The organism is Microbacterium sp. NIBRBAC000506063 (genome assembly GCF_017968845.1).
Lineage (GTDB): Bacteria > Actinomycetota > Actinomycetes > Actinomycetales > Microbacteriaceae > Microbacterium.
The window spans coordinates 137,269-162,895 of the sequence record NZ_CP072877.1 but is presented as its reverse complement, the minus strand read 5'-3'; the positions used below and the strand labels follow the sequence as shown (position 1 = coordinate 162,895).

Sequence of the window (25,627 nt, the reverse complement as noted above, 5' to 3'; positions counted from 1 at the left end):
GTCACCCCTTCGTGAGATCGTCGATCTCGTGCAGCAGTCCTGTGCGGCCGTCCTCGTGACGGACGACATAGGCGCCGTCGCGCTCATCGATCACGAGCGCCCAGGCGGTCGGTCCGATGCCGAAGACCGCGAGGCCCAGCTCGTCGACGACGTCGCGCTCGGTGGGTGCGAGCACCCAGAACGGCTGGGGCACGGCATCCGAGGTCGTGGGACGGTCGTCCGTGGCGGAGCGGTCGTTCGTCTGCTCGTCGACCTCGCCGTCTGCCGCGTCGTCGTCTTCGCCCGTCGGCGCCTCGAGCCATTCCTCGCCGCTCTGTTCGGCGTTCTCCGCCTCGACGAACGCCGGCGCCACGACCGCGGGCCGCGGGTGCGCCACGACCGGCCGGATCGGGTTCGCCGCCCGGTGCGCCGGGCTCTCCGGGCGCCCCTCGAAGTCCTCGCGCAGCCCGGGATGAGCGGGGCGAAGACCGTCGCCGCGACGAGCACGAGCATGAGCACGGACTCGACCCAGAACACCCACGAGGAGCCGCGGCCGTGCGCGATCATCGCCGCGACCGAGTCCCAGAGGACGGGGATCCAGTAGGCCAGCGCGACCGTGAAGGCGACGGAGGCGAACTGATCGATGCTCAGGGAGCCGACTCGGCGGATGCCCTGCGGCGAGAGACGGCGCAGCACGAGCAGGAACACGGCCACGGTGGGCACGCCGATCGGCACGATCCACTGCAGACCCAGGCCCCAGATCGAGGGCTGGGAGCCCCAGTACAGCGGGAAGAACGACACGACGAAGGCGAGGAGCCACACTCCGACGATGATGAGCTCACGCAGCGTGAACCCGAGATAGCCGTACTGCGCGGCGGATGCGGCATCCGGCTCCGTGACCTCGTCCGCGACCGCCGTCTCCGCACTCTGCTCGCGGGGGTTTCGTCGTCGATGGTCATCTCATCCTCTCCGGCCACGGCGATTGCCGACGACCTGTGTGTGCGTCCTGATCCTACCTGCGGCAGGCTTCGCGACCGGTGCCCATGAGAAAACCCTCACGGTGCGCACAGGCGCGTTCAGCCGAGGCAGTTGGGTCCCAGCAGGGACTTGAGCTCCCCGAAGAGGTCGGCCGTCACCGACACCGGCATCGGGACCTCGAAGACCTTCGCGGCGCTGCCGCGGTGCACGCGAAGGAGCACCTCGGTATCACCGGTGTGGCGGCGCAGCACCTCGGCGAGCTCGGTCATGAGGCGTTCGGTGGCGCGCTGCTCGGCCACGACGAGCGAGAGGGGACCCGCCGCGTCGAAGCTTCCGATGTCGGGGGCGAACGCCGACTGCGCGTGCAGATTCAGCCCGTCGTCGCGCCGCGAGACACGCCCGCGGATCGCGAGGATCGCGTCGGACTGCAGCAGCGGTTGGAACTCCGTGTAGGTCTTGCCCATGAACATCACGGTGACCTCGCCGTTGAAGTCCTCGACGGTGACCATGCCGTAGGGTTGCCGCTGGCCTTGGCCACCCGGTGCTGCACGCTCGTCAGAAGTCCGGCCACGGTGACCTGCTCGCCGTCCTGGAGGTCGTCGGAGGCGAGGAGGTCATGGATCGAGATCGTTGCATGCTTCGCCAGCGGCACCTCGAGCCCGGCGAGCGGGTGGTCGGACACGTAGAGGCCGAGCATCTCGCGTTCGAAGGCGAGCTTGTCCTTCTTGATCCACTCCGGCCGCTCGGGCACCTTCTGGTCGTGCTGAGGCTCGTCCCACAGGCTGTCGAAGTCGAATCCGACCTCTCCGTGCGCTTCACGCCGTTTGTCGAGCACCGCCTGCTCGGTCGCGTCCTCGTGGATCTCCATGAGCGCCCGGCGCGTGCTTCCGAGCGAGTCGAACGCCCCGCTTTGATGAGCGACTCGACGGTCCGCTTGTTCGCCACGTGCAGCGGCACCTTGCCGAGGAAGTCGTGGAACGAGGTGAAGGGCTCCTTTTGTCGTGCCTTGATGATCCCGTCGACCACGTTCGCCCGACGTTGCGCACGGCGCCCAGTCCGAAACGGATGTCTTCGCCGACGGCGGCGAAGAAGTTGATCGACTCTCCCACATCGGGCGGAAGCACCTTGATGCCCATGCGGCGGCACTCGTTGAGGTAGACGGCGAGCTTGTCCTTCGAGTCGCCGACGCTCGTCAGCAGCGCCGCCATGTACTCGGCCGGGTAGTGGGCCTTGAGGTACGCCGTCCAATAGGAGATGAGGCCGTAGGCCGCCGTGTGCGCCTTGTTGAAGGCGTAGTCCGCGAAGGACTCGAGAACCTTCCACAGGGCGTTCTGCGCATCCGTGGAGTAGCCGTTGGCCGTCATCCCCGCGAAGAAGTCCGCCTGCTGCTTGTCGAGCTCGGACTTCTTCTTCTTGCCCATCGCCCGGCGCAGGATGTCGGCCTGTCCGAGGGAGAAGCCGGCGAGCTTCTGCGCCGCCTCCATGACCTGCTCCTGATAGACGATGAGCCCGTAGGTCCCGCCCAGGATGTCGCGCAGAGGCTCTTCGAGCTCCGGATGGATCGGCACGATCTCCTGCTGCTTGTTCTTGCGCAGCGCATAGTTCGTGTGCGAGTTGACGCCCATGGGTCCGGGGCGGTACAGGGCGAGCACCGCGGAGATGTCTTCGAAGTTGTCGGGCCTCATGAGCCTCAGCAGCGACCGCATCGGCCCGCCGTCGAGCTGGAAGACGCCGAGCGTGTCGCCGCGCGCGAGCAGCTCGTAGGAGGGCCCGTCGTCGAGGGTCAGCTCCTCCAGGACGAGGTCTTCCCCGCGGTTGGCCTTGATGTTGTCGAGGGCGTCGTCGATGATCGTGAGGTTGCGCAGCCCCAGGAAGTCCATCTTGATGAGTCCGAGGGACTCACATGCCGGGTAGTCGAACTGCGTGACGATCTGGCCGTCCTGCTCGCGCTTCATGATCGGGATGATGTCGATCAACGGCTCGGACGACATGATCACGCCCGCCGCGTGCACGCCCCACTGACGCTTGAGGTTCTCGAGTCCGAGGGCCGTGTCGAAGACGGTCTTGGCCTCGGGATCGGTCTCGATGAGCGTGCGGAACTCCGACGCCTCCTTGAAACGGGGGTGGTCCTTGTCGAACATCCCGTCCAGCGGCATGTCCTTGCCCATGACGGCCGGCGGCATGGCCTTGGTGAGCTTCTCACCCATGCTGAAGGGGAAGCCGAGCACGCGCCCGGCGTCTTTCAGAGCCTGCTTCGCCTTGATCGTTCCATAGGTGACGATCTGGGCGACGCGCTCGTCGCCGTACTTCTCGGTGACGTACTGGATCACCTCGCCGCGGCGACGGTCGTCGAAGTCGACGTCGAAGTCGGGCATGGACACGCGGTCGGGGTTGAGGAAGCGCTCGAAGATGAGACCGTGCTCGAGAGGGTCGAGGTCGGTGATCTTCATCGCGTAGGCCGCCATGGAGCCGGCACCGGAGCCGCGACCCGGACCCACCCGGATGCCGTTATCCTTGGCCCAGTTGATGAAGTCGGCGACGACGAGGAAGTAGCCGGGGAAGCCCATCTGCACGATGACGCCGGTCTCGTACTCGGCCTGCTTCCGCACGGCGTCCGGGATCCCCTGCGGGTAGCGGTCGTGCAGGCCCTTCTCGACCTCCTTGACGAACCAGCTCTCCTCGGTCTCGCCGTCGGGCACCGGGAAGCGCGGCATGAAGTTCGCGCTCTCGTCGAAGGCGACGTCGCAGCGCTCGGCGATCAGCAGCGTGTTGTCGCACGCCTCGGGGTGGTCGGCGAAGAGCTGGCGCATCTCGGCGGCCGACTTCACGTAGTAGCCGTCGCCGTCGAATTTGAAGCGGTTCGGGTCGTCGAGGGTCGAGCCGGACTGCACGCACAGTAGGGCCGCATGACTGGTGGCGTCGTGCTGGTGCGTGTAGTGGAGGTCGTTCGTGCCGACGAGCGGGATGTCGAGGTCCTTCGCGATCTTCAGCAGATCGGGCATGACCCGCCGCTCGATCGACAGGCCGTGATCCATGATCTCGGCGAAGTAGTTCTCCTTGCCGAAGATGTCTTGGAACTCGGCGGCGGCGGCGCGCGCCGCATCGTACTGGCCGAGGCGCAGTCGCGTCTGGATCTCACCCGAGGGCAGCCCGTCGTCGCGATGAGCCCCTTGCTGTACTTCTGCAGCAGCTCGCGGTCCATGCGCGGCTTGAAGTAGTAGCCCTCCAGGCTCGCATAGGAGGACAGCCGGAAGAGGTTGTGCATCCCCTGGGTCGTCTCGCTCAGCAGCGTCATGTGCGTATAGGCGCCGGATCCCGAGACGTCGTCGCCGTTCTGCTCCGCGGTGCCCCAGCGCACACGTGTCTTGTCGCTGCGGTGGGTGCCGGGCGTGACATAGGCCTCGATGCCGATGATCGGCTTGATGCCGGCGGCCTTGGCCGTGCGGTAGAACTCGAAGGCGGCGAAGGTGTTGCCGTGGTCGGTGACGGCCACCGCCGGCATCCCCTGCTTCACGGCCTCTTGGATGAGCGGTCCGACGCGCGCGGCGCCGTCCAGCATCGAGTACTCGCTGTGCACATGGAGGTGGACGAAGGAGTCGGATGCCATGCCTTCGAGTCTACGTTCGGCCGCCGACATGCGATCGCTGATTTCGGGGAGTCGCGCTCCGCCGACCACGCCGCATCAGATGCTGTCCTCCAGGACGTAGGTGCGGACCCAGGAGTCGGGAACCGGGAGCGGCAGTGCGTAGAAGTAGCGGATGAGCTGGCCGTGGTGCTGGGTCTCGTGCTCGAGCAGACGCACGGCGAGTCTGCGCGCCTCGTCGTCGGGCATGGGGGCGCTCAGCCAGTCGGAGATCTCGGCGCCGGTGCGCAGGAGAGCCGCCCGCACGGCGGCCGGATCCTCGTCCTCGTCGCCCTGGAGAGAGCAGGAGAAGCCCTGCCACGAGCCGGCAAGCGCCGCGCGCCGATAGCTCTCGCGGGCACCGACGACGCACCAGAAGTGGTTCGACACCGGGCTCGATCGCACTCTCGGCAGCCGGGAGCGGAGCACCTCGGGCGTGAGCGTGCCGATCAGGTCGAGGTACAGCTCGTTCGCGGCGGCATGCCGCTCGCGCAGCAGCCCTGTCCAATCGATCATCGCCTCGCCCCTTCCGCACGTCGTCGCTCCGGAAATCCTGCCCACCAGGGTACGCCCGCCCCTGCGTTCCCGGATGCCGCGGCGAGAGCCGGATGCGCCCGGGTTCCGGGCCGCATCCGGCTCTGCCTCTTCGCGCCCTGGCCCGTCAGGGCGCCTCATCGACGATCGACACCGTCACGCCGCGTCGCTCGTCCGGGACATCGTCCGGGACGAGCGACCCGTCCGCGGGGATCGACGCATCCGTGACCGCGGTCACGAGCGCGTTCGCGGTGTCGACCGTGAATGTCGTCGTGCGTGTCCACCCGTCGAAGGCCGCCTCATAGGAGAACTCGGTGACATCGCCGGCCCGCTCCGCGATCTCCACGCCGTCGATGAGCGCGAGGGTGCGGAACATCGCCGCCCGCAGATCCGCGGGAGCCAGGTTCATGCTCAGCGTGCTGCTGAGCGTCCAGACGATCCAGCCATCGGTGAGGTCCTCGGCGGTCTCCGAGCGATCGCGGTACCACTGCAGCAGCTCCTGCGGATCCCGCGGCATCTGGGCGAACTCCTCACGATTGTCCAGCGTCGCGGACCCACCCTCGGGTGCCCGGCCGCCGGGAAGCCGCCAGAGCTCGGGCGTGTCGCCGCCGGACATCCGTTCCCAGACCTCGACCGCTTCATCCGCGCGATCCCCGAAGGTGTCCGTCACGCTCCACGGCCCGCGGAGATCCCACACCCATTCGTCCTCGCGGTCGGCCGGCACGTACAGCTTCGTCGTGCGCTCGATCGCGAACGCCGCCTCGGCGTTTCCGCGATTGCCCATCGGGGCGAGCTCGCCGGTGGCCGCATCCTCGATGGCGAACTCCAGGAAGCCCTGCGTCTCCTCGATCAGCAGGAACTGTCCGGCCCGGATGCCGGCATCCACCGAGCCCTCGCTCTGCTCCGCTGTCTGCTCGAGCAGTTCCGCCGCGGAGGCGGCGCCAGGGCCGAAGTGCGGGGCGAGCCCGGATCCGACGGCCCACCGGGAGGATGCTCCCACCACGAACACCGCGGCGGCCACGGCGGCCGCTGAAGCGCTGATCACTCCGACCCGGAACCACGGCCCGCGGCGGCGGGACACCGCTGCCCTGCCCGTCGCCGGCCGGCCTGCGATCTCGCTCATCAGCGCATGCCGCGCGCCGGCGACCTGCGCCTCTGTGGGCGCCGCGTCGTGCGCGATCTCACGAACCCGATCCAGAACGTCCATGGTCATCCCCTTCCCCTGCCTTCGGCTTCCTCTGCCATCCATGTCAACCGGCCCGCCCCGCGCGAGTCGGGTGGGCGAGCTTGCGACGCACGCGGTTCAATCTCGAGCGCACCGTCCCGACGGGAACTCCGAGCACACCGGCGATCTGCTCGTAGGTGAGATCGCCCCAGGCGTACAGCAGGAGCGTGTCGCGGTCCTTGGCCGACAGCGCGGCGATCCTCGGGCCCAGCTCCCGCAGCGCGAGCGCGGCGTCCATCCGGGAGTCCACGGAGGACTGCGGCTCCCCGTCCGGCACGATCGCATCGGCCTGCGCCTGGAGAGACCGCCATTGCCGGGCCTCGTCGGCACGGTGCCGCGCGATCAGCCGGGTCGCGATGCCCAGAAGCCACGGCCGCGCGCTGTCGAAGGCGTGATCGAACGAGCCCCGGCGTCGGAACGCGACGAGGAAGGTCTCGCTGAGGACGTCGTCGACGGCGTCCGGCCCAGGCGTCGCCGGATGTAGGCGCCCACCGGCCGCACGTGCCGCTCGAAGATGCCGGAGAACGCCTCCGGCTCCTCGATCGCCCGCGCGATGATCTCGCTGTCTGTGCTCACATCAGGTGTTGCCCGATTCCGGGCATCCGGTTCACGCTTCGCTCCGGCATCCGGAATCGGATGCCGGAGCGCGGATGCCGTGCGTCCGAGTCTAGAGCGATGATCGCGCTCACTCGCCGCGCAGGATCTCCAGCGCGTTCTCGAAGTCCGCGGGGTAGGGAGAGGCGAACTCGACCCGCTCCCCGTCGCAGGGTGCGCGAAGGCCAGCCTGTGGGCGTGGAGCCACTGCCGGGTCAGCCCGAGCCGGGCGGACATCGTCGGGTCGGCGCCGTACAGCGGATCGCCGACGCAGGGATGCCGGTGGGCGGCCATGTGCACGCGGATCTGATGCGTCCGGCCCGTCTCCAGGTGGATCTCCAGCAGCGACGCGCCCCGGAAGGCCTCGAGCGTCTCGTAGTGGGTCACCGACGGCTTCCCGCTCGGCGTGACGGCGAACTTCCAGGAGTGGTTCGGATGCCGGCCGATGGGTGCGTCGATCGTCCCGGCCAGGGGTCGGGGTGCCCTGCACGACCGCGTGGTAGATCTTCTCGACCTCGCGCTCCTTGAAGGCGCGTTTGAGCGCCGTGTAGGCGTGCTCGGACTTCGCGACGACCATGAGGCCGCTCGTTCCGACATCAAGCCGGTGCACGATGCCCTGCCGCTCTGCGGCACCCGTCGTGGCAATGCGGAAGCCGGCGGCGGCGAGGGCGCCCAGCACCGTCGGCCCTTCCCAGCCCAGCGAAGGGTGGGCTGCCACGCCGGAGGGCTTGTCGACCACGACGATGTCGTCATCGTCGTGCACGATCCCGAGATCGGGAACCGCGGTCGGCACGACCCTCGGCTCCTCCTTCGGCGTCCATTCGACATCGAGGAGGCCGCCCGCGTGCAGTCGGTCGGACTTGCCGAGCACCGCCCCGTCCAGCCGCACCCCGCCGGCCTCGGCGACCTCCGCCGCGAAGGTGCGCGAGAAGCCGAGCATCTTCGCCAGCGCCGCATCGACGCGCACGCCCTCGAGCCCGTCGGGCACGATGAGACTCCGCGAGTCCACCGTCAGGCCTCGCTCGGGCCGGGCGTCCCGGGTTCCGTGGCGGCGGCATCCGAGGCGTGATCGCGCTCACGAGTTCCGTCGAGCCGGATGCCGAGCACGATCAGGAGGGCGACGGAGATCATGCCGGAGACGATGAAGATGTCGGCGACGTTGAAGACCGCGGGCATCATCCAGGGCATCGAGATCATGTCGACGACATGGCCGACCGGAAACCCGGGTCGCGGAAGAGACGGTCACCGAGGTTGCCGAGGACACCGCCAGCAGTCCACCCAGCACGACCGCCCAGAGACGGGAGTGCACGCCCAGCGCCTTCCAGGCGATGACGACGGCCACCGTGGCCAGGGCGATCGTGAACACCCAGGTCACGCTCTCGCCCAGTGAGAAGGCGGCTCCGGGATTGGTCGTGTGGTACAGCTGCAGGAAGCTCCCCACACCGGAACGACCTCCTGCCAAGGAAGCCGGGTCACGGTGAGGTGCTTGACGAACTGATCGGCGGCCAGCACGACCACCGCGAGAACCGCGATGATCGCACCGGCCGCCGACCGACGAAGGGGGCGACGTCTCAAGTGGACGCCTTACTGACCGAGTGAGGGCACGGAGTCCGCCTGCGGCTGCTCCGAGTTGAGCTGACGCAACTGACCCTCGAAGTATCCGCGCAGCTGCGAGCGGTAGGAGTTCTCGAACTCGCGCAGCTCGCCGATCTTCTGCTCGAGGCCCGAGCGCTCGGTGTTGAGCCGGTCGAGCTCCTCGCGCTGGCGCACCTCGGCCTGCGAGATGATCTGCTGTGCGCGGGACTCGGCCTCGGCGAGGATCTGGTTGCTCTTGGCCTGGCCCTCGGCGACGTACTCGTCGTGGACGCGCTGCGCCACGGCGATGATGCCGGTCGAGGCGTCGAGCGGCGACTCGCCGCCGGCTGCGGGCGCGGCCGTGACGACCGGGGCCGGGGCAGCGGGACGGGAGCCGGCGCGGCGGCGGCCTCGCCGGACTCGAGCGCGGCGATCTTCGCCTTGAGCTCGTTGTTCTCGTCGATGGTCTTGCGCCACTCGACGACGATCTCGTCGAGGTAGTCATCGACCTCGTCCGGGTCGAACCCGTCCTTGAAGCGAACGTGCTGGAACTGCTTGTGGACGACGTCATCCGGGTCAATGCCATGAGTGGCTCCTTTTTCGATGATTTCTCGGTCGGTGGCCAGGTGTTCTATGGGCGCGTACCCGGGGCGCGCACCGCTCGTTCTGTGCAAGCATAGCCGCCGCCGCGAAGAGTGCTTACCCCGGAGAGGTTTGTCCCGATTCCGTGGCGATGTCAGATGGGGGTGTCAGATGAAGGCCCTCGTGATCGACATGAGCACGAACACGAGGAGCATCGTGAGCATGAAGCCGAAGTCCAGTGAGAGCTCGCCGATCCGCAGCGGCGGGATGATCCGCCGGAAGAACTTCACGGGAGGGTCGGTCACGATGTACACCACCTCGGCGGCGACCAGGCCCGCACCTTTCGGCCGCCACTGAGGGTTGAACATCGGGATGTACTCGAGCACGAGACGGGCGAGAAGCACGAACACGTACAGGAGCAGCAGCAGATTGAGGATCGCTGCGATCGTCGAGATGAGAGGTGCCACGCCGATCTAGTGGTCGAAGCCCGCCGACTCCGGGTCGGCGCTGGCGATGCCACCGTGACCCGAGACCGCGATGTTCTCCGGCGAGAGCAGGAAGACCTTGCTCGTCACGCGCTCGATGCGTCCGTAGAGGCCGAGGGAGAGACCGCTGGCGAAGTCGATGAGACGTCGCGCATCGGCGTCGCTCATCTGCGTCAGATTGATGATGACCGGAACGCCTTCGCGGAAGTTCTCGGCGATGATCTGCGCGTCGCGGTACTGCTTGGGATGCACCGTGAGGATCTCGTTCACGGCGCCGGCAGCGGGCTGGCGCACTGCGGTAGGACGGCGCAACGGTGTCACAGGAGCCGCCACCTCCTCACGATCGCGGTCGCGCGAGACGCGCGCAGGCGTCTGCGCAGCGGGCTCGTCGTAGACCTCTTCTTCATCGGCGAGGCCGAGGTAGACCATGGTCTTCTTCAGCGGGTTTCCCATGCTTTCCTCCGGATCGGTGCGGGATCGGCTGTTTCGAGGTTAACCCCGGTCGGGGCGCGGACCGGTGATTGCCGAGCCGATCCGCAGGTGTGTCGCACCCGCGGCGATCGCCTCGCGGAAGTCGGCGGTCATCCCCATCGAGATCCACCCGGCGTCGGGGACGATGCTCCGGATCCGTTCGGAGTAGCCTCCCACCCGGGCGAAGGCGCGCGCAGGCTCCTCGTCCAGCGGGGCGACGGCCATGACGCCGCGCAGACGCAGGGTGTCGAGTCCGGCGATGTGCTCGGCGAGCTGCTCGATCTCGCCCGGAGCCGCGCCGCCCCGACCGGGATCGTCGGTGAGGTTGACCTGGAGGAGCACGTCCAAGACGTCGTCGGATGCCGCGGCGCGCTCGAGCGCGTCGGCGAGCCTCATCCGGTCGACCGAGTGCACCGCCGTGGCGACCCTGCGGATGGCTCCGGCCTTCTTCGTCTGCGCCTGGCCGATGAAGTGCCAGCGAAGCCCCTCCAGGTCTCCGGTCTCGGGGACCTTGGCCGTCAGCTCCTGCTGGCGGTTCTCGCCGACGTCGCCCACCCGAGTGCGTGCAGCTCGCGGACGAGCGCAGCCGGATGGAACTTCGTCACGACGATGCGCGTGATGCCGGCCGGGTCGCGCCCCGCGGCCCGCGCGGCTTCCGCTATCCGCGCATCGACCGCCGCCAGTCTCTCCGGAAGAGTGGACAACTCGGTCCCTGAGCCTGTCGAAGGGTTACTTGAGGAACTCGGGGATGTCGATCTCGTCGTCCTCGAGCGCGGGCTCCAGGCTCGTGGGAGCCAGGATCGGTGCGCGTTCCTCCGTCGCTTCGGGAGCTGCGTCGTCGGATCCCCTGCCACCACGTCTCCCGGATACGGCGGCAGCTCGGGAGCGGATTCTCCCGCTTCGTCGGAGCGGCTGCTGATGAGCAGGTTCTCCGCGGAGCGCGGCAGGGGCTCGCCGCCGTCGAAGCCGGCGGCGATGACCGTGACGCGCACCTCGTCGCCGAGGGTGTCGTCGATGACGGTGCCGAAGATGATGTTGGCCTCGGGGTGCGCGGCCTCCTTGACGAGGTCGGCGGCGTCGTGGATCTCGAAGATGCCGAGGTTCGAGCCGCCCTGGATCGAGAGGAGGACGCCGTGCGCACCCTCGATCGAGGCCTCCAGCAGCGGGGACTCGACCGCGAGCTCGGCGGCCTTGATCGCCCGGTCGGCGCCGCGCGCCGAGCCGATGCCCATGAGCGCGGAGCCGGCCCCCTGCATGACCGACTTGACGTCGGCGAAGTCGAGGTTGATCAGGCCCGGCGTCGTGATGAGGTCGGTGATGCCCTGCACACCGGCCAGGAGCACCTGGTCGGCGGTCGCGAAGGCCTCGATCATCGAGATGCCGCGGTCGCTGATCTCCAGGAGACGGTCGTTGGGCACGACGATGAGCGTGTCGACCTCCTCCTTGAGCTTGGTAACCCGACCTCGGCCTGGGTCTGACGGCGACGGCCCTCGAAGGAGAAGGGCTTCGTGACGACGCCGATGGTGAGGGCGCCGATGGACTTGGCGATGCGGGCGACCACGGGGGCGCCGCCGGTGCCGGTCCCTCCGCCCTCGCCGGCGGTCACGAACACCATGTCGGCGCCGGTGAGCGCCTGCTCGATCTCCTCCGCGTGGTCTTCGGCGGCGCGACGACCCACCTCGGGGTCGGCGCCGGCGCCGAGGCCCGGGTGAGTTCGCGCCCGACGTCGAGCTTGACGTCGGCATCGCTCATGAGGAGCGCCTGCGCATCGGTGTTGATCGCGATGAACTCGACTCCGCGGAGGCCGAGCTCGATCATGCGGTTGACGGCGTTGACGCCGCCACCACCGACGCCGACGACCTTGATCACGGCGAGGTAGTTCTGGTTGTGGCTCATGCCGGCCTCCGTTGTTCGAGCCTGCACCGGCGAAACCTTAAACTTCAACTAGAAGTAGAAAGAATTTCCCGGTATTGTTTTCCTGCTCTCGACGGTAAGCGCCACCCGCTCCCCGCCGCAGGAGCGACACGCGCGTGTCGGACAAACACACGGCATCCGGTACCCGGACACGCGGTCAGCGGACGACCACGGCCTCCGGCGAGGAGACGTCGTAGTTGCGCGCATCCGGGCGGCCTGCATCGTGCGATCGAGCACGACCGCCTTCAACGCCGACTGCTCCGCGCTCCCCACACGACGGTCGTGCGAGAGCCCAGGTGCAGCGTCACGTCGTCGGGCGAGGAGGCGGTCACGCGGGTGAGTTTCTCGCGGACGCCTTCCGGTACCGAGCGGACCACCAGACCGGCCGCGGTGAACGCCGCCGAGTCCACTCCGCCGTCGATGTCGAGCAGCGGCTCGCCCTTCGGCCTGTTCTGCGTGGTCGCGAGCGCGACCCCGGCCGCATCGACGATCGTGAACCCCGCGCCGGACTCGATGACACCGACCGGCGTGCGCTCGACGATGCGCACGGTCAAATCGTGCGGCGGACGCGCCTCGAGCGCGTAGGTCTCGATGAGGGGGAACGGCATCAGCGCCGCCTTGATCTCGCTCTCGTCCACGAGCGCGAGCGGCGTGCCCAACTGCCCGGACAGCGCCGCCTCCACGGTGGCGGCGTCCAGCGCCGACGTGCCCACGACGGTGATCCTCTCCAGCGCGAACAGCGGGCTGTAGGCCGCGACGACGCAGCCGAGGATGAGCGTGACGACCGCGCCGATTCCGCCGAGCCAGGCGAGGCGACGACGACGCGAGGCCTTCGTGAACCGCCGGATCTCAGCGCGCAGCGCCTTACGGCGCGCCCGGGCCGCCCGCCAGACGTCGCGGGACGAGACAGGCGCGGGCGCGTCCGGCTCCGGCGCGCCCTCCGGCGTCGGTGCCACCGGATCGGAGACGGGATCCGCCATGGGCTGCTCCTCGGCGGCGCCCCGCTCTTCCGTGCGGGGCGCCGGTGCACGCGTTCGCGAGGGCCGCGGCGTCTCCGGCACGACGGGAAGGGGCGTGGGCCGACGCATCCGCTACTCCTCGGCGGTCCCCGCAGCGCCTCGAGCACCTGCGGGATCATCAGGTACACGTTGCCGCAGCCGAGGGTGATGACGAAGTCGCCCTCTCGGGCGATGCCGGCGGTGTACTCCGCCGCCTCCTGCCAGTCCGGGACGTAGTGCACGCGCGCCGGGTCGGCGAAGGCATCGCTGACGAGCTCCCCCGTCACCCCGGGCACGGGATCCTCGCGCGCGCCGTAGACGTCGAGCATGACGGTGTGGTCGGCCAGCTCCTCGAGGACCTCGGCGAACTCGCGGTACATGTGCTGGGTGCGCGAATATGTGTGCGGCTGCTGGATCGCGATGATCCGGCCGTTCCCGACGACCGTGCGCGCCCCTCCAGGGCGGCCCGCACCTCGGTCGGGTGGTGCGCGTAGTCGTCGTAGACGTGCACGCCACGCTCGATGCCGTGCAGCTCGAAGCGGCGCACCGTGCCGGCGAAGGACTCGACCGCCCGCGCGGCATCCGGCAGCACGAAGCCCAGCGTGAGGAGCACGCCGACCGCGCCCGCGGCGTTGATCGCGTTGTGCGCGCCGGGGACGGCCAGGCGCAGCCGCACGGTCTCACCGCGATGGCTCAGCGTGGCCGAGACCGGACCGTCGGTGACGATGTCGCCCACGCGCAGGTCCGCACCCTCGGAGACCCCGAAGGTCAGCACGTTCGGATGCCGCAGATCCGCGCGCACGCGCCGGGCGCCCGGATCGTCGGCGGAGATGACGACCGCTTCGCGGGAGGCGTCGGCGAAACGGACGAAGGCGTCGTGGAAGGCGTCTTCGGTGCCGTAGTGGTCGAGGTGGTCGGGGTCGACGTTGGTGATGAGCGAGACCGAGGTGTCGTACAGCTCGAACGTGCCGTCGGACTCGTCGGCCTCGATCACGAACAGGTCGTCGCGGCCCGAGGCGCTCGAGGCGTCGAGGCCGGCGATCACGCCGCCGTTGACGAAGTGCGGATCGGCGCCGAGCGCCCGCAGGCCGGTGACGATCATGCCCGTCGAGGTCGTCTTGCCGTGGGCGCCCGCGACCGAGACGAGCCGACGACCGCGGATCAGCCAGAAGAGCGCCTGCGAGCGGTGGATGACGTGCAGTCTGCGCTCCTTCGCCGTGACGTACTCCGGGTTCTCCGGCCAGATCGCCCCCGTGTGCACGACCGTGTCGGCATCCCCCAGGTGCGCCGCGTCATGGCCGACGTGCACGGTCGCCCCGAGCGCCTCCAGGGTGCGCAGCGCCTCGCTGTCGGCACGGTCGGATCCGGAGACGCGGATGCCGGCGTCCAGGAACATCCTCGCCAGCCCGCTCATGCCGGATCCACCGATGCCGATGAAGTGCGCAGCGGTGATCGATTCGGGGATCGGCAGGGTGAGGTCGGGTCTGATCATGACCCGTCAATCTTAGATCGGCGGAGGGATGCCGCGGCCCAGGGCGCGCGGGCTTGCGCCGCGCGGTCACCGCTCTCCGCCCTTTTGTATTGACACATTGGCGCAGAGGGCGAACAATGGCCGCATGCCCTTCTGGTCCTTCGAGATGTCCGTCACGGTCTTCAACACGATGCTGCTGCTCGCCTCCGCGGCCGTGCCCATCGGATTCCTGATCGCGACGAGGAAGGCGGACTGGGGAGACGCGCGGGCGCACGAGACGTCGATGCGCGCGCGACTGCCCTTCGGCACCGACGCCGTCCACCGCGGCGTCCGTGTGCGCCTGCGGACGATCACGCGTGTCAACATGTGGGCGCTCCTCGGAGCGATCCTCCTGATGGGCGGGCTCTTCCTCTGGACGCCGCTCGTCTCCAGCTCTTACGCGATGTGGATCCTGACGCTCGTGATCGTCGTCGCCGTGGTCACCGCCGGGAGCGTCGTCGCCCAGGTGCGCGAACGCCTCTTCTCGCCCACCCCCGCCGCGCCACGCATCGCTCGGGCGACGGTTCTGCGCACGCCCGACTACCTCGGCGCCTGGCGTCGCCTCACCCCGTCGTGCTGCTGGGCGGCGCCACCGCGTCGACGGCGGTGCTGCTCTTCGCGCCCGGCCGCACGAGTGGCCGGGCCGTCTTCGCCACAGTCGCCGCGCTCGCGCTGGCGCTCGTGGTCACCGTTGCCACCCGCCTCGCCGAACGCCGCATCCTCGACCAGCCCAGCCCGCCTCCGACACGCTCGAGCTCGCCTGGGACGACCTCTTCCGCGCCGATGCCCTCGGGTCGCTGCGGATGAGCGCCGCGATGGTGTGCTGGCTGCCCTTCGGGATGGCGGCCACGCTTCTGCTGTCCGCGTGGTTGTCGCCGCGGACGTCCGATCTCCCGGCGCTCATGGATCTCTTCCCCTGGTGGGGCATCCCGCTCCTGCTCGTGCTGTACTCGCTCGGCAGCGGGAAGCTCCCCGCCGCGCTGCATCCGCTCTCCGTGCGGGCGACGCCGGTCGGGAGCCCGTCATGATCGTCATCGATCCCTCCTCGCCCGTCCCTCCGTTCGAGCAGCTGCGCGCACAGATGGTGGACGCCGTGTCGTCGGGCGCGCTCACACCGGGCGAGCGGCTTCCCCCGTGCGGCGCCTCGCCGACGACCTCGGCCTCGCGCCCGGCACCGTGGCCCGCGCCTATCGGGAGCTCGAGGCGGCGGGCTTCATCGAGACGCGAGGACGCCACGGCAGCTTCATCGCGCCGCAGGGCGACCCCGCACGTCAAGAGGCGCAGCGCGCCGCGACGGCGTTCGCCGAGCGGATGCGGACGCTGCGCGTCGATGCAGACGAAGCACTCGCCCTCGTCGCGTCCGCCCTGCGCGCGGGCGACGCCCGTCCCGGTGGCGCGGAGCTCCCTGAAGGTCCGGCCGCAGGCGAGGAACGCGCCGCTGTTCAGTCCCGCGCGGCGAGTGCCCGGTCGAGCTGCGCGATGACGTTCTCGGAGCCCGTCCGGATGCCGGTGCGTTCGGCGGCCGCGGCCATCTCCGCGATCTTTGTCCGATCGGCCAGCAGCGGCACCACGACGCGGCGGATCACGTCGCCGTCGAAGCCGGCGTCGTCGAGGAGGAGGGCCGCCCCCGCGTCGACGGACGGCGCGGCGTTCAGCCGCTGCTCGCCGTTGCCGACGGCGTAGGGCACGTACACGGCGGGAAGCCCCAGCGCGGCGATCTCGCTCACCGTCGCCGCGCCGGCGCGCGAGAGCACGAGGTCGGCCAGCGCGAAGGCCAGATCCATGCGGTCCACGTAGCGGCGCAGGGCGTATCCCTCGGCACCGGGGTCGGCGAGATCGCTGCGCTCGCCCGTCACGTGCAGGAGCTGCCAGCCGGCGGCGAGGACGTCCTGCCAGGAGCCGGCGAGGGCCTCGTTGAGGCGCTGGGCGCCCAGCGAGCCCCGAAGACGAGCAGCACCGGCCGCGCCGGGTCCAGGCCGAAGGCCGCTGCCGCCTCCTGTCGCAGCGCCGCACGATCCAGTTCCACGATCTCGCGGCGCAGCGGCATCCCCACCACCTCGGCGCCCGGCAGCGGGGTGCCGGGAAGGTGACGCCGACAGCGGCGGCGCGGCGGGCGCCGAACTTGTTCGCGAGCCCAGGAAGCGCATTCGCCTCGTGCACGACGAAGGGCACGCGCTCGCGACGGGCGGCGACGTACGCGGGCGCCGAGGCGTATCCGCCGAAGCCGACGACCGCGTCCACCCCGTGCGTGCGGATGTGGTCCCGCACCTGCGCGACCGCGCGACGGAACCGTGCCGGGAAGCGGAGCGCATCCGCGTTCGGACGACGCGGGAAGGGCACCTTGTCGACGACGAGCAGCTCGTAGCCGCGCTCGGGACCAGACGTGCCTCCAGCCCTTCCTTCGTGCCCAGGACCCGCACCTGCGCGGCGTCGTCCCTGGCCCGGAGGGCGTCGGCGACGGCGAGCAGGGGTTCACATGACCGGCGGTGCCGCCGCCGGCGAGGAGGTAGGTGGTCACCTGGCGACTTTACCCGGTTCCTCGGGCGCGGTGAGCGTGCGCGCGAACGCCAGGAGCACCCCGCTGGCCATGAGGACGGCCAGGAGCGCCGTGCCGCCCTGCGACATGAACGGGAGCGGGATGCCGAGCACCGGCACCAGACGCAGGACGACGCCGATGTTGATGAGCGCCTGCCCGATGATCCAGACCGTGATCCCGCCCGCGGCGACCCGGATGAACGGATCCCGCGTCTTGCGGATGATGTGGAAGGCGCCCACCGCGTAGAGGGTGAACAGCGCCAGGACTACGAGGCATCCGATCAGTCCCAGCTCCTCTCCCACTATCGCGAAGATGTAGTCGTTCTCGGCGTGCGGCAGCCAGCCGTACTTCTCCTTGGAGTTGCCGAGCCCCAGCCCGAAGATCCCGCCGCTGGCCAGCCCCACACCCCGTGCGTGGCCTGGTAGCACTCCCTCTGGATGTCGCACTCGTCGCTGAAGAGGTCCATGATGCGCCGCATCCGGTTCTCGCTCGTGTACGCGTAGGCGGCGACGACGGCCACGCCGATGAGCATCGGCAGGATGAAGATGCGCAGCTTGGCCCCGGAGAAGAACAGGCAACCCAGCACGATGAGCACGAGCACCATCGCCGTGCCGAGGTCGTCGCCACCCATGACCGTGGCGATCACGAGCGCCGAGACCGGCACGACCGGGATGAAGACGTGATGCCAGATCGCCAGCCGCGTGCGCTTGCGGAGGAGGACGAAGGCGATCCACAGGGCGAGCGAGAGCTTGAGGAACTCGGACGGCTGCATCGTGAAGCCGGCGATCCTGATCCAGTTCTGGTTTCCGCTGGAGGACACGCCGAGTCCGGGGACGAACACCAGCATCTGCATCATGACCGAGCCGATCAGGGCCGGCCAGGCGAGCCGGTGCAGGAATCGCAGGGGAAGCGGCTGATGAGGAACATCAGCGGCACGCCCACGACGGCGAACATCCCCTGACGGAGCGCGGCGTCCAGAGGACCGTTCGACGATGCGCTCGTCGCCGAGAGCACCATGATGATGCCGAAGATCGTCAGCAGCAGGGCCGTGGAGGCGATGAGGAGGAACTCGGTCGAGACCGGAGTGAAGAACCGGCCCAGCGAGACACGGGCCGCGAGCCCGCGCGTCTTGCCCTCAGAGGCCTCGGGAGGGCGATCCACCTGCGTCATGTGCGCTCCCCCGCCCGATCCAGTCACGCACCGCCTCGGCGAAGCGGTGGCCACGATCCTCGTAGCTGCGGAACTGGTCGAAGGATGCCGCGGCGGGGCCAGCAGAACCGTCCCGCCTCCGCGCGCAATCCCCGCGGCGAGTTCCACGACACGGATCATGACGTCTTCAGTGTCGCCAGAGTCGACCTCGAACACCGGCACCGACGGCGCGTGTCGTTCGAATGCCGCGACGACCGCGGTTCGCTCGACGCCGATCACGAGGGCCGCCTGCGCCCTGCTTCCGGGACCGGCGATGAGATCGGAGAGGTCCACGCCCTTCAGGTCGCCGCCGACGACCCAGACGGCACCGGGATGCGCGCGCAGCGACGAGGCCGCCGCATGCGGGTTGGTCGCCTTGGAGTCGTCGACCCAGACGATGCCCGCGTGCCTGGCCACGACCTCCGCACGGTGCGGGTCGAGCCGGAAGGTCTTCAGCGACGCGCTGATCGCCTCGGGCGCCACGCCCAGCGAGCGGGCGAGGGCGCCGGCGGCCAGGATGTTCTGCACCAGATGCGGGCGGCCAGGCCCACCGCGTCGAGCTCGTCGACCGTGGTCAGCTCCAGCGCCGTCCGCGCCCGGTCGTCGAGGAACGCCCGGTCGACGAGGATCCCGTCGACGACGCCCAGGTCGCTCGGACCGGGGTGCCGAGATCGAACCCGATCGCGCGCGCCCCCTCGACGACGTCGGCCTCCTCCACCATGTGCATGGTCGCGGCATCCGACTTGTTGTACACACAGGCGACGCGCGTGTTGCGGTACACCGTCGCCTTCGCGGCCCGATAGGCCTCCGCGCTCCCGTGCCAGACGAGGTGGTCGTCGGCGATGTTCAGACAGACCGAGGCGTGCGGGACGAGCTGTCCGGCGGGCTCGCTCAGCGAGAGATACCAGAGCTGATGGCTGGAGAGCTCGACGACGAGTGCGTCGAAGCCCTCCGGGTCGCGCACGGCGTCCAGGACCGGCACGCCGATGTTCCCGCAGGGCGCGGCGCGCAGTCCCGCCTCGACGAGCATCGACGCGGCCAGGCGCGTCGTCGTCGTCTTGCCGTTGGTCCCGGTGACCAGCACCCAGGGGCCGGTTCGCCGTCCTCGCGCACGACCTTGTCGCGCACGCGCCAGGCCAGTTCCACATCGCCCCAGAGCGCGGCATCCGACTCCTGCGCCCAGCGGATCACCGGATGACTCGGAGGGAAGCCCGGCGAGGCCACGACGACCTCGGGGCGAAGTCGGTCAGCACCTCGGGCACGGGATCCAGCGGCCCAATGTGCAGTCCTGCGCCGATCACGGGCACGAGGCGCCGATACTCCTCCGAGGCGGACTCCGTCAGCACGAGCACCTCCGCACCGAGCTCGGTCAGGGTGTCGGCGACGGAGAAGCCGGTGACCGAGAGGCCGAGCACGGCCACGCGCAGACCCGCCCAGTCCGCATGCCAGCTCGTGAGCGCATCGAGACGGACGTTCACAGCCTGGTCAGCCATTCGACGTAGAACAGTCCGACGCCGGAGATCGCCAGGAGCCCTGCGATGATCCAGAGGCGCACGACGATGGTGATCTCGGGCCAGCCGCGCATCTCCAGATGGTGATGGAACGGGCTCATCAGGAACAGGCGCTTGCCGCGCGTGATCTTGAAGTAGAGCCGCTGCAGGATCACCGACCCGGGAGCGATGATGAAGACGCCCGCGACGATGATGAGCAGCAGCTCGGTGCGGGTCAGGATGGCCATCGCCGCGATGACGCCGCCGATGGACATCGAGCCGACATCCCCCATGAACACCTTGGCCTTGGGCGCGTTCCACCACAGGTAGCCGATCAGGCTCGCCGCGAACGCCGCCGAGATCGTCGCGAGCGACAGCGGGTCGCGCACCTCGTAGCAGGCGGAGAGCACCGAGGGATCCACACCGATGCAGGACTGCTTGAACTTCCAGAAGGAGATCAGGCTGAAGGCGCTGACGACGAACACGCCCGCACCGGCGGCGAGACCGTCGAGGCCGTCGGTGAGGTTGACCGCGTTGGAGACGGCGACGCCGATGAGTGAGAGCCACAGCAGGTACAGGGCCCAGGCGAGCACGGGAGTGAGCGCGAAGAACCAGAGTGCGGGGATGTCGCGGAAGAGGGAGATGTACTCGCCGGCGGGGTCGTGCCCCACTGATTCGGGAACTTCAGCGCGACGATGCCGAAGGGGATGATCACGAGGATCTGGCCGACGATCTTCCAGCGACCCGACAGCCCGCCGCTGCGCTGGCTGCGCACCTTCATGTAGTCGTCGATGAACCCGACGATGCCGAAGCCGACCATGAGCCAGATCACCAGAAGAGCCGACAGCGACGGCGTCGCACCCCCGGCGAGCACGCCTGCGAAGTAGCCGACGATCGTCCCGGCGATGAAGATCGTCCCGCCCATCGTGGGCGTGCCGCGCTTGGCGCCGTGACTGGGGTTGGTGATGTCCTCGGGGTGCGGATGACCTGCCCCAGCCCCACTTGCGGAACAGCCGCAGGAACGCGGGAGTCAGGAAGAGGGTGAAGGCCAGCGATATCGCCGACGACATCAAGAGTGCTCTCACGAGAACGATTCTCCCAGACGATCGCCGAGGAACCGGAGTCCGGCGGCATTGGATGATTTGACGAGCACGCGGTCCCCGGGACGCAGCTCGTCACGGAGATACTCGAAGGCGGCATCGGCATCGGGCAGGTGCACGGCCTCGCCGTCCCAGGAGCCCTCGCCGACGGCCGCCAGATACAGGCGACGCGCCTCGGCGCCCACGACGACGATGCGCTGGATGTTCAGCCGCACGGCGAGCAGCCCGATGCGGTCGTGCTCCTCGCCGTGGACCTCGCCCAGCTCGCTCATGGCACCGAGCACCGCGACCGTGCGCTCCTCGGGACCGGTGATCTGCGCGAGCGTGCGCAGGGCTCCGGCCATGGAGTCGGGGCTGGCATTGTAGGCGTCGTTGTAGATGCGCACCTCGTCGCCGCCCATCGGCTGCATCCGCCAGCGCTCGGCCAGCTCCACCCCTTCGAGGCGGGCGATCGCATCCGCGGGGTCGACGCCGACCGCGCGGGTGAGGGCGATCGCGGCGAGGGCGTTGGACACGTGGTGAGCGCCGAGCACCTGCAGCCGCAACGGCAGCTCGCGCTCCCCGATGTGCACGGTGCAGGTGGTGCCGCTCGCCGTGACCTCGATGTCCGAGGCGCGGATGTCGGATGCCGGCGACTGCCCGAACGCGACGACCTCGAGACCGCGCTCCTCGGCCCGACCGCGCATGGCGGCCACTCGTGGGTCGTCGGCGTTGAGCACGGCGACGCCGCCCGGGCGCGTGACGTCGATGAGCTCGGCCTTGGTCGCGGCGGTCTGCTCGATGCTGCCGAAGCCGCCGGCGTGGGCGAGGCCGACCATGAGCACGGCCGAGACATCGGGTCCGACGAGTCCGCCGAGGCGCGCGATGGCGCCCGGCGCGCTCGCCCCGAGCTCGCTGACGAGGAAGCGCGTGCTCTCGGTGACCCGCAGCATCGTCACCGGCGCGCCGACGGCGTTGTTGTAGGAGCCGATGGGGCGATCGTCTCGCCCTCGGGCTCGAGGATGGCGCGCACGAAGGACTTCGTCGTGGTCTTGCCGTTGGAGCCCGTGATGCCGATGACCGTGAGTCCGCCTGCGGCACGGGCCTTCGCGACCACGGCGCTGCCCAGCGCGGCGAGAGCCTCGAGGACGTCGGCGACGACGATCTGCGTGACGGCGTCGTCCACGGGCCGCTCCACGACGGCCAGCACCGCGCCGTTCTCCACGGCCGCGCCGACGAAGAGGTGCCCGTCGGTGACCTCGCCCGGCTTGGCGAAGAAGACGCCCCCGGGGTCATCTTCCGCGAGTCCGTGTCGACGACGCCGTCCACCGTCGTCTCGGTCGTGTGGTCCCCCGCGAGCCGCAGTTCGCCACCGGTCAGGGCGGCGATCTCGGCCAGCGACAATGCGATCATGACTACTCCGGGTCGGCCTGCGCCGGCTACTTGGTCTTGGGAAGCGAGGTGTCCGTCGGGGTGTCCGAGGGGAACACCCGGTACGTCTTGAGCACCTGCGTCATGGCCTTCTGGAAGGCGGGCGCGGTGGCCGCAGACGATCTTACCTTTCTCGGCTCGTCGAGCGTCACCACGACCACGTACTCCGGATCGTCGGCGGGAGCGAAGCCGACGATGCTCGTGAAGCGCTCGACCGCCTTGTACCGGCCGTCGGCGCCCGGCTTCTGCGCGGTGCCGGTCTTGGCCGCGATCCGGTAGCCGGGGACCGCGGTCTGCTTCGCGAGGCTTCCCTGCGAGGCGACGTTCTCGAGCATGAGGGCGAGCTGGTCGGCCGTCTTCTTCTTGATCACCCGGGTCGGCTCGCCGGCATCCGGCTCGACGACGGTGCCGTCGGCGCCGGTGCAGGATTCGACCAGGCGCAGCGGCACCTTCACCCCACCGTTGGCGATCGTCTGGTAGACGCCGGCGAGCTGCGGCGTGGTCACCGTGAAGTACTGCCCGAACGTCGTCGTGTACCGGGACTGGTTGTCCCAGGCGCTGACCGGATGCAGCAGCCCCGAGCGCTCGCCGATGAAGCCGACCGCGGTGGGCTCCCCCACACCGAAGGCGGCGAGGTAGTCGTGCCGCGTCTGCATCGAGACCTTGTCGCCGAACTTCGACATCGCCACGTTCGAGGAGTCGATGAGCGCGCCCGCCAGCGTGTACTCGAGCGTGCCGTGGGGAGTGAAGTCGGTGATCACGGCGCCGTTGGGGAAGACCTCGCGTCCGGCGGCCGACACGGTCGACAGCGGCGTGACGCCACCGGCTTCCATCACGGCCGCGGCGGTGACGATCTTGTAAGTGGACCCGGGCTCGAAGGCGTCGGTGAACATCCGCGAGGTGCGGTCCGAGACGCGGGACGCGGCGGGTTCGTTGGGATCGACGACCGGGTACTCGGCCGCGGCGCGGATCTTGCCCGTGGCGACCTCGACGACCAGCACGGAGCCGGAGAGCGCACGCTGGGTCTTGACCTCTTCGGCGATCATCTGCTGCAGGTACCAGTTCAACTCGCTGTTGATCGTCAGCTGGAGGGTACCGCCGTCGATCGGCTCTGTGACCTCCTCGCTTCCGGGGATCGCCACGCCGGTCGTGCCGCGCAGGTAGGTCTGCTGGCCATCGATCGGAGCGAGGCACTCCTCGGCCATGAGCTCGTATCCCGCGAGGGGCACGCCGTCCGAGCCGACGAAGCCGATGATGTTCCCCGCCACAGCCCCGTTCGGGTAGATCCGCGTATTCTGCGCAGGCATGTGCAGGTAGGGCAGCGAGAGGTCGCGCAGTGCGAGGAACTGATCGGTCGTGAGCGACTTCGCCAGGGCAGGTACTGCGAGTCCGGGTTCGTCTCGATGGCCTCGGCGACCTTGGCGCGGATCTCCTCGCCCGGCACGCCGATGATCTCGGCGATCTGCTCGGAGGCCTCCGCCCAGGGGACCTTCGGCGGACGCTTCGTGTCCGTCTCCAGCCCGTGGATGAGCGAGGGATCCAGCTGTGCGTCGTAGACCAGCACGGAGGAGGCGAGCGTCGTGCCGTTCTCGTCGACGATCGGCCCTCGCGTCCCCGGGAGCGTCCGCTCCACCCCGAGCCGTCCGGTCTGCTGCGCGTCGGCGACGTGACCGCTGGCGTTGACGACCTGGATGTCGACGAGGCGCACCACGAAGGCAGCGAAGACGGCGAGCACGACGGCGAGAGCCACGACCGTGCGACGGCGCGGACTGCGTGTGGCCCTGGTCGTCATGTCTCCCCCGTGTCGTTGTTCATGTTCAGTGCGTGTTCGGGCTGGGCAGCCCATCGGTGATCGCCGGCGGCAGATCTATGACAGGCTCCTCCACGACGGTCGGGCCCGCCCCGGCGACCGGCACCGCGCCCTGGATCGTGGCCCTCGGATTCGTGATCAGCGGCGTGTCGGCGACCAGTGCGTTGCTCACGTTCGTGCGGCTGTTGGGCCGGACCGTCGATTTCCCGGTCGCCGAGGCGCCCGGGCCGAGGATCGTCGCATCGCTCAGCCGCAGATAGCCCGGCGTGCCGGCGACGACCATGCCGAGCGCGTCGGCGTTGGCGGCCAGGTACTGCGGCGAGCTGAGGCCGGTCAGCTGCGCCTGTACGGACTGCGTCTGCAGCGTCAGTTCGCGCTGCTCGGCACGGAGGCCCGCGAGCACGAACGAGTCCTGGGTCGTCGCGATCGACAGGGTCATCTGCGCAGCGGCGACGAGGCCGGCGAACAGCACCGCGATGAGAGCGGAGGCGAGCGTGGGCCGGCGCCGTCGGGCAGGTCGATCGACGACCCGCAGCCGAAGCCCGGGCGCCTCTGCCGGAGCCTCCCGCTCGGGCAGGTTCACGAAGGCGAGTTCGGCGCTCATGCGGCATCCCTCAGCTTCTCTGCGGCACGCAGGCGCACCGGGATCGCCCGGGGGTTGCGCGCGCGCTCCGCCTCGTCCGCGAGCTCGGCACCCTTGGTGAGCGCGCGGAAACGCGGTGCGTGCTCCGGGAGCTCCATGGGCAGCCCGGCAGGGGCCGTCGAGGAGGAGGCCGCGGCGAACGCCTGCTTGACGAGGCGGTCCTCCAGCGACTGATACGACATCACGACGATGCGCCCGCCGACGCGGAGGGAGTCCATGGCGGCGGGAATCGCGTCGGCGAGGACGCTCAGCTCGGAGTTGACCTCGATGCGCAGAGCCTGGAAGACCCGCTTCGCGGGGTGCCCGGCGCGCTGGGCGGCAGCGGGCGTCGCGGCGACCAGGACGTCGACGAGCTGACCGGAGCGCTCCAGCGGCGCCTCCCGACGCGCGGCCAGGATGGCGCGCGCATAGCGGCCGGCCAGCTTCTCCTCGCCGAAGCGCTCGAAGATGCGGCGCAGCTGCCCCTCGCTGTAGGTCGCCAGCACGTCGGCGGCCGTGATGCCGCCGGTCTGGTCCATGCGCATGTCCAAGGGTGCGTCCTTGGAGTAGGCGAATCCGCGACCGGCCTCGTCGAGCTGGAGCGAGGAGACGCCGAGGTCGAACAGGATCGCCGAGGCGCCGGCGGCGTGCCGTCCGATCGCGTCGTACACCGTGTGCACGAGAGCGGTGCGATCCGAGAAGCGCGCCAGTCGCTCCCCCGCGATGCGCAGGGCGTCGGTGTCGCGGTCGAGTCCGATGAGGCGGATGCCGTCGAAGCGCTCGAGGAAGGCCTCGGCGTGGCCGCCCATGCCGAGGGTGGCGTCGACGAGGATCGCGCCGGGCTCGGAGAGGGCGGGCGCGAGCAGCTCGACGCAGCGGTCGAGCAGGACAGGGTGTGGATGTCGCGGAGGCTCATGGTCTTCTCGGGTGGCCTTCGGCTCCGATCCCCTCCGTCCGACCCGGCACAGGGGAAGGATGCCGGGGCAGCGGCGGGGCATCGCAGC

At 69.6% G+C, this 25,627-nt stretch carries 22 protein-coding genes and 12 pseudogenes; 7 read left to right on the top strand and 27 right to left on the bottom strand.

The window, feature by feature from the left end:
- Nucleotide 1: 1 nt before the first annotated feature.
- Nucleotides 2-352 (bottom strand): hypothetical protein, encoded by a 351-nt coding sequence (locus tag KAE78_RS15400; RefSeq protein WP_223172769.1) that lies wholly within the window; start codon nt 350-352, stop codon nt 2-4.
- Between the two features lie 99 nt (nt 353-451).
- On the opposite strand from KAE78_RS15400, the gene KAE78_RS18060 reads away from it, so the two are divergent.
- Nucleotides 452-583 carry a hypothetical protein gene (locus tag KAE78_RS18060; RefSeq protein ID WP_262927907.1) on the top strand — a complete coding sequence of 44 codons (132 nt, stop codon included), beginning with the start codon at nt 452-454 and terminating at the stop codon, nt 581-583.
- Between the two features lie 63 nt (nt 584-646).
- Complete coding sequence (locus tag KAE78_RS15395; RefSeq protein WP_223172767.1) at nt 647-841, top strand: hypothetical protein; 195 nt, start codon at nt 647-649, stop codon at nt 839-841.
- 214 nt (nt 842-1,055) lie between these two features.
- On the opposite strand, the pseudogene dnaE reads toward KAE78_RS15395, so the two are convergent.
- The 6 genes and pseudogenes from dnaE to KAE78_RS20050 form a co-directional block, all read right to left on the bottom strand.
- A pseudogene (gene dnaE / locus KAE78_RS15390) lies at nt 1,056-4,564 on the bottom strand (DNA polymerase III subunit alpha).
- A 75-nt stretch (nt 4,565-4,639) separates the two neighbouring features.
- Nucleotides 4,640-5,095: a hypothetical protein gene (locus tag KAE78_RS15385; protein ID WP_223172766.1), complete on the bottom strand. Its 456-nt coding sequence runs from the start codon at nt 5,093-5,095 to the stop codon at nt 4,640-4,642.
- Nucleotides 5,096-5,240: 145 nt separating this feature from the next.
- A complete protein-coding gene (locus tag KAE78_RS15380; protein ID WP_223172765.1) occupies nt 5,241-6,326 on the bottom strand; it encodes a hypothetical protein in 1,086 nt (361 codons plus the stop codon).
- Between the two features lie 37 nt (nt 6,327-6,363).
- Nucleotides 6,364-6,798 (bottom strand): annotated as a pseudogene (locus KAE78_RS15375) (RNA polymerase sigma factor); the annotation flags it as partial.
- A gap of 225 nt (nt 6,799-7,023) precedes the next feature.
- A pseudogene (locus tag KAE78_RS15370) lies at nt 7,024-7,941 on the bottom strand (RluA family pseudouridine synthase).
- Between the two features lie 2 nt (nt 7,942-7,943).
- Complete coding sequence (locus tag KAE78_RS20050) at nt 7,944-8,129, bottom strand: hypothetical protein (RefSeq protein ID WP_411156041.1); 186 nt, start codon at nt 8,127-8,129, stop codon at nt 7,944-7,946.
- Between the two features lie 131 nt (nt 8,130-8,260).
- Between KAE78_RS20050 and KAE78_RS20045 the strand changes: the two genes are divergently transcribed.
- Nucleotides 8,261-8,413 carry a hypothetical protein gene (locus KAE78_RS20045; protein ID WP_411156040.1) on the top strand — a complete coding sequence of 51 codons (153 nt, stop codon included), beginning with the start codon at nt 8,261-8,263 and terminating at the stop codon, nt 8,411-8,413.
- A gap of 103 nt (nt 8,414-8,516) precedes the next feature.
- Here the strand turns inward: KAE78_RS20045 and KAE78_RS15360 are convergent, their stop codons facing one another.
- Both KAE78_RS15360 and KAE78_RS19035 read right to left on the bottom strand, forming a co-directional pair.
- Nucleotides 8,517-8,984: a cell division protein gene (locus KAE78_RS15360; RefSeq protein WP_317451981.1), complete on the bottom strand. Its 468-nt coding sequence runs from the start codon at nt 8,982-8,984 to the stop codon at nt 8,517-8,519.
- Nucleotides 8,984-9,088, bottom strand: a pseudogene (locus KAE78_RS19035) (DivIVA domain-containing protein); the annotation flags it as partial. The pseudogene KAE78_RS19035 and the gene KAE78_RS15360, both read right to left, overlap by 1 nt.
- Here KAE78_RS19035 and KAE78_RS15355 point away from each other — a divergent pair.
- Nucleotides 9,050-9,187: a hypothetical protein gene (locus KAE78_RS15355; RefSeq protein ID WP_223172848.1), complete on the top strand. Its 138-nt coding sequence runs from the start codon at nt 9,050-9,052 to the stop codon at nt 9,185-9,187. The pseudogene KAE78_RS19035 and the gene KAE78_RS15355 sit on opposite strands and share 39 nt — an antisense overlap.
- A gap of 69 nt (nt 9,188-9,256) precedes the next feature.
- Here KAE78_RS15355 and KAE78_RS15350 read toward each other — a convergent pair whose 3' ends face one another.
- The 7 genes and pseudogenes from KAE78_RS15350 to KAE78_RS15320 form a co-directional block, all read right to left on the bottom strand.
- Complete coding sequence (locus KAE78_RS15350) at nt 9,257-9,556, bottom strand: YggT family protein (protein ID WP_223172763.1); 300 nt, start codon at nt 9,554-9,556, stop codon at nt 9,257-9,259.
- 6 nt (nt 9,557-9,562) lie between these two features.
- Complete coding sequence (locus tag KAE78_RS15345) at nt 9,563-10,027, bottom strand: cell division protein SepF (RefSeq protein ID WP_223172759.1); 465 nt, start codon at nt 10,025-10,027, stop codon at nt 9,563-9,565.
- A 39-nt stretch (nt 10,028-10,066) separates the two neighbouring features.
- Nucleotides 10,067-10,749: pseudogene (locus KAE78_RS15340) on the bottom strand (YggS family pyridoxal phosphate-dependent enzyme).
- Between the two features lie 234 nt (nt 10,750-10,983).
- Nucleotides 10,984-11,941 (bottom strand): annotated as a pseudogene (gene ftsZ / locus KAE78_RS15335) (cell division protein FtsZ); the annotation flags it as partial.
- Nucleotides 11,942-12,204: 263 nt separating this feature from the next.
- Complete coding sequence (locus KAE78_RS15330) at nt 12,205-13,047, bottom strand: FtsQ-type POTRA domain-containing protein (protein WP_223172816.1); 843 nt, start codon at nt 13,045-13,047, stop codon at nt 12,205-12,207.
- Between the two features lie 2 nt (nt 13,048-13,049).
- Nucleotides 13,050-14,449: pseudogene (gene murC / locus KAE78_RS15325) on the bottom strand (UDP-N-acetylmuramate--L-alanine ligase); the annotation flags it as partial.
- Between the two features lie 66 nt (nt 14,450-14,515).
- Nucleotides 14,516-14,794, bottom strand: coding sequence for a hypothetical protein (locus KAE78_RS15320; RefSeq protein ID WP_223172847.1), 279 nt, complete (start codon nt 14,792-14,794; stop codon nt 14,516-14,518).
- Nucleotides 14,795-15,040: 246 nt separating this feature from the next.
- On the opposite strand from KAE78_RS15320, the gene KAE78_RS15315 reads away from it, so the two are divergent.
- From KAE78_RS15315 to KAE78_RS20040, 3 genes and pseudogenes are all read left to right on the top strand, one after another.
- Nucleotides 15,041-15,274 (top strand): hypothetical protein, encoded by a 234-nt coding sequence (locus KAE78_RS15315; RefSeq protein WP_223172846.1) that lies wholly within the window; start codon nt 15,041-15,043, stop codon nt 15,272-15,274.
- Nucleotides 15,271-15,495: a hypothetical protein gene (locus KAE78_RS15310; protein WP_223172845.1), complete on the top strand. Its 225-nt coding sequence runs from the start codon at nt 15,271-15,273 to the stop codon at nt 15,493-15,495. The genes KAE78_RS15315 and KAE78_RS15310 overlap by 4 nt, the downstream gene beginning before the upstream one ends.
- A gap of 106 nt (nt 15,496-15,601) precedes the next feature.
- A pseudogene (locus tag KAE78_RS20040) lies at nt 15,602-15,649 on the top strand (hypothetical protein); the annotation flags it as partial.
- A gap of 260 nt (nt 15,650-15,909) precedes the next feature.
- Here the strand turns inward: KAE78_RS20040 and KAE78_RS15300 are convergent.
- From KAE78_RS15300 to rsmH, 11 genes and pseudogenes are all read right to left on the bottom strand, one after another.
- Nucleotides 15,910-16,985 (bottom strand): annotated as a pseudogene (locus tag KAE78_RS15300) (UDP-N-acetylglucosamine--N-acetylmuramyl-(pentapeptide) pyrophosphoryl-undecaprenol N-acetylglucosamine transferase).
- On the bottom strand, nt 16,982-17,407 hold the full coding sequence (locus KAE78_RS19030; RefSeq protein WP_317451967.1) for an FtsW/RodA/SpoVE family cell cycle protein: 426 nt from the start codon (nt 17,405-17,407) through the stop codon (nt 16,982-16,984). Before KAE78_RS19030 ends, KAE78_RS15300 begins: the two are co-directional and overlap by 4 nt.
- Entirely contained in the window at nt 17,305-17,859 is a 555-nt protein-coding gene (locus KAE78_RS19025; RefSeq protein ID WP_317451966.1) for an FtsW/RodA/SpoVE family cell cycle protein, read from the bottom strand. The genes KAE78_RS19030 and KAE78_RS19025 overlap by 103 nt, the downstream gene beginning before the upstream one ends.
- Nucleotides 17,860-17,870: 11 nt before the next feature.
- Nucleotides 17,871-18,173 (bottom strand): hypothetical protein, encoded by a 303-nt coding sequence (locus KAE78_RS19020; protein WP_317451965.1) that lies wholly within the window; start codon nt 18,171-18,173, stop codon nt 17,871-17,873.
- Nucleotides 18,139-19,684: pseudogene (gene murD, locus KAE78_RS15290) on the bottom strand (UDP-N-acetylmuramoyl-L-alanine--D-glutamate ligase). The gene KAE78_RS19020 and the pseudogene murD overlap by 35 nt, the downstream one beginning before the upstream one ends.
- Nucleotides 19,666-20,766 (bottom strand): annotated as a pseudogene (mraY, locus tag KAE78_RS15285) (phospho-N-acetylmuramoyl-pentapeptide-transferase). Before mraY ends, murD begins: the two co-directional pseudogenes overlap by 19 nt.
- Nucleotides 20,763-22,173 (bottom strand): annotated as a pseudogene (locus tag KAE78_RS15280) (UDP-N-acetylmuramoyl-tripeptide--D-alanyl-D-alanine ligase). Before KAE78_RS15280 ends, mraY begins: the two co-directional pseudogenes overlap by 4 nt.
- 26 nt (nt 22,174-22,199) lie before the next feature.
- Nucleotides 22,200-23,237, bottom strand: coding sequence for a peptidoglycan D,D-transpeptidase FtsI family protein (locus KAE78_RS19015; RefSeq protein ID WP_317451975.1), 1,038 nt, complete (start codon nt 23,235-23,237; stop codon nt 22,200-22,202).
- 35 nt (nt 23,238-23,272) lie between these two features.
- The gene (locus tag KAE78_RS19010) at nt 23,273-23,983 is read right to left on the bottom strand and encodes a hypothetical protein (RefSeq protein ID WP_317451964.1); all 711 of its coding nucleotides are present in this window, start codon (nt 23,981-23,983) and stop codon (nt 23,273-23,275) included.
- A 25-nt stretch (nt 23,984-24,008) separates the two neighbouring features.
- A complete protein-coding gene (locus KAE78_RS15270; RefSeq protein WP_223172757.1) occupies nt 24,009-24,605 on the bottom strand; it encodes a hypothetical protein in 597 nt (198 codons plus the stop codon).
- Nucleotides 24,602-25,621, bottom strand: coding sequence for a 16S rRNA (cytosine(1402)-N(4))-methyltransferase RsmH (gene rsmH, locus KAE78_RS15265; RefSeq protein ID WP_223172756.1), 1,020 nt, complete (start codon nt 25,619-25,621; stop codon nt 24,602-24,604). The genes KAE78_RS15270 and rsmH overlap by 4 nt, the downstream gene beginning before the upstream one ends.
- Nucleotides 25,622-25,627: the final 6 nt, after the last annotated feature.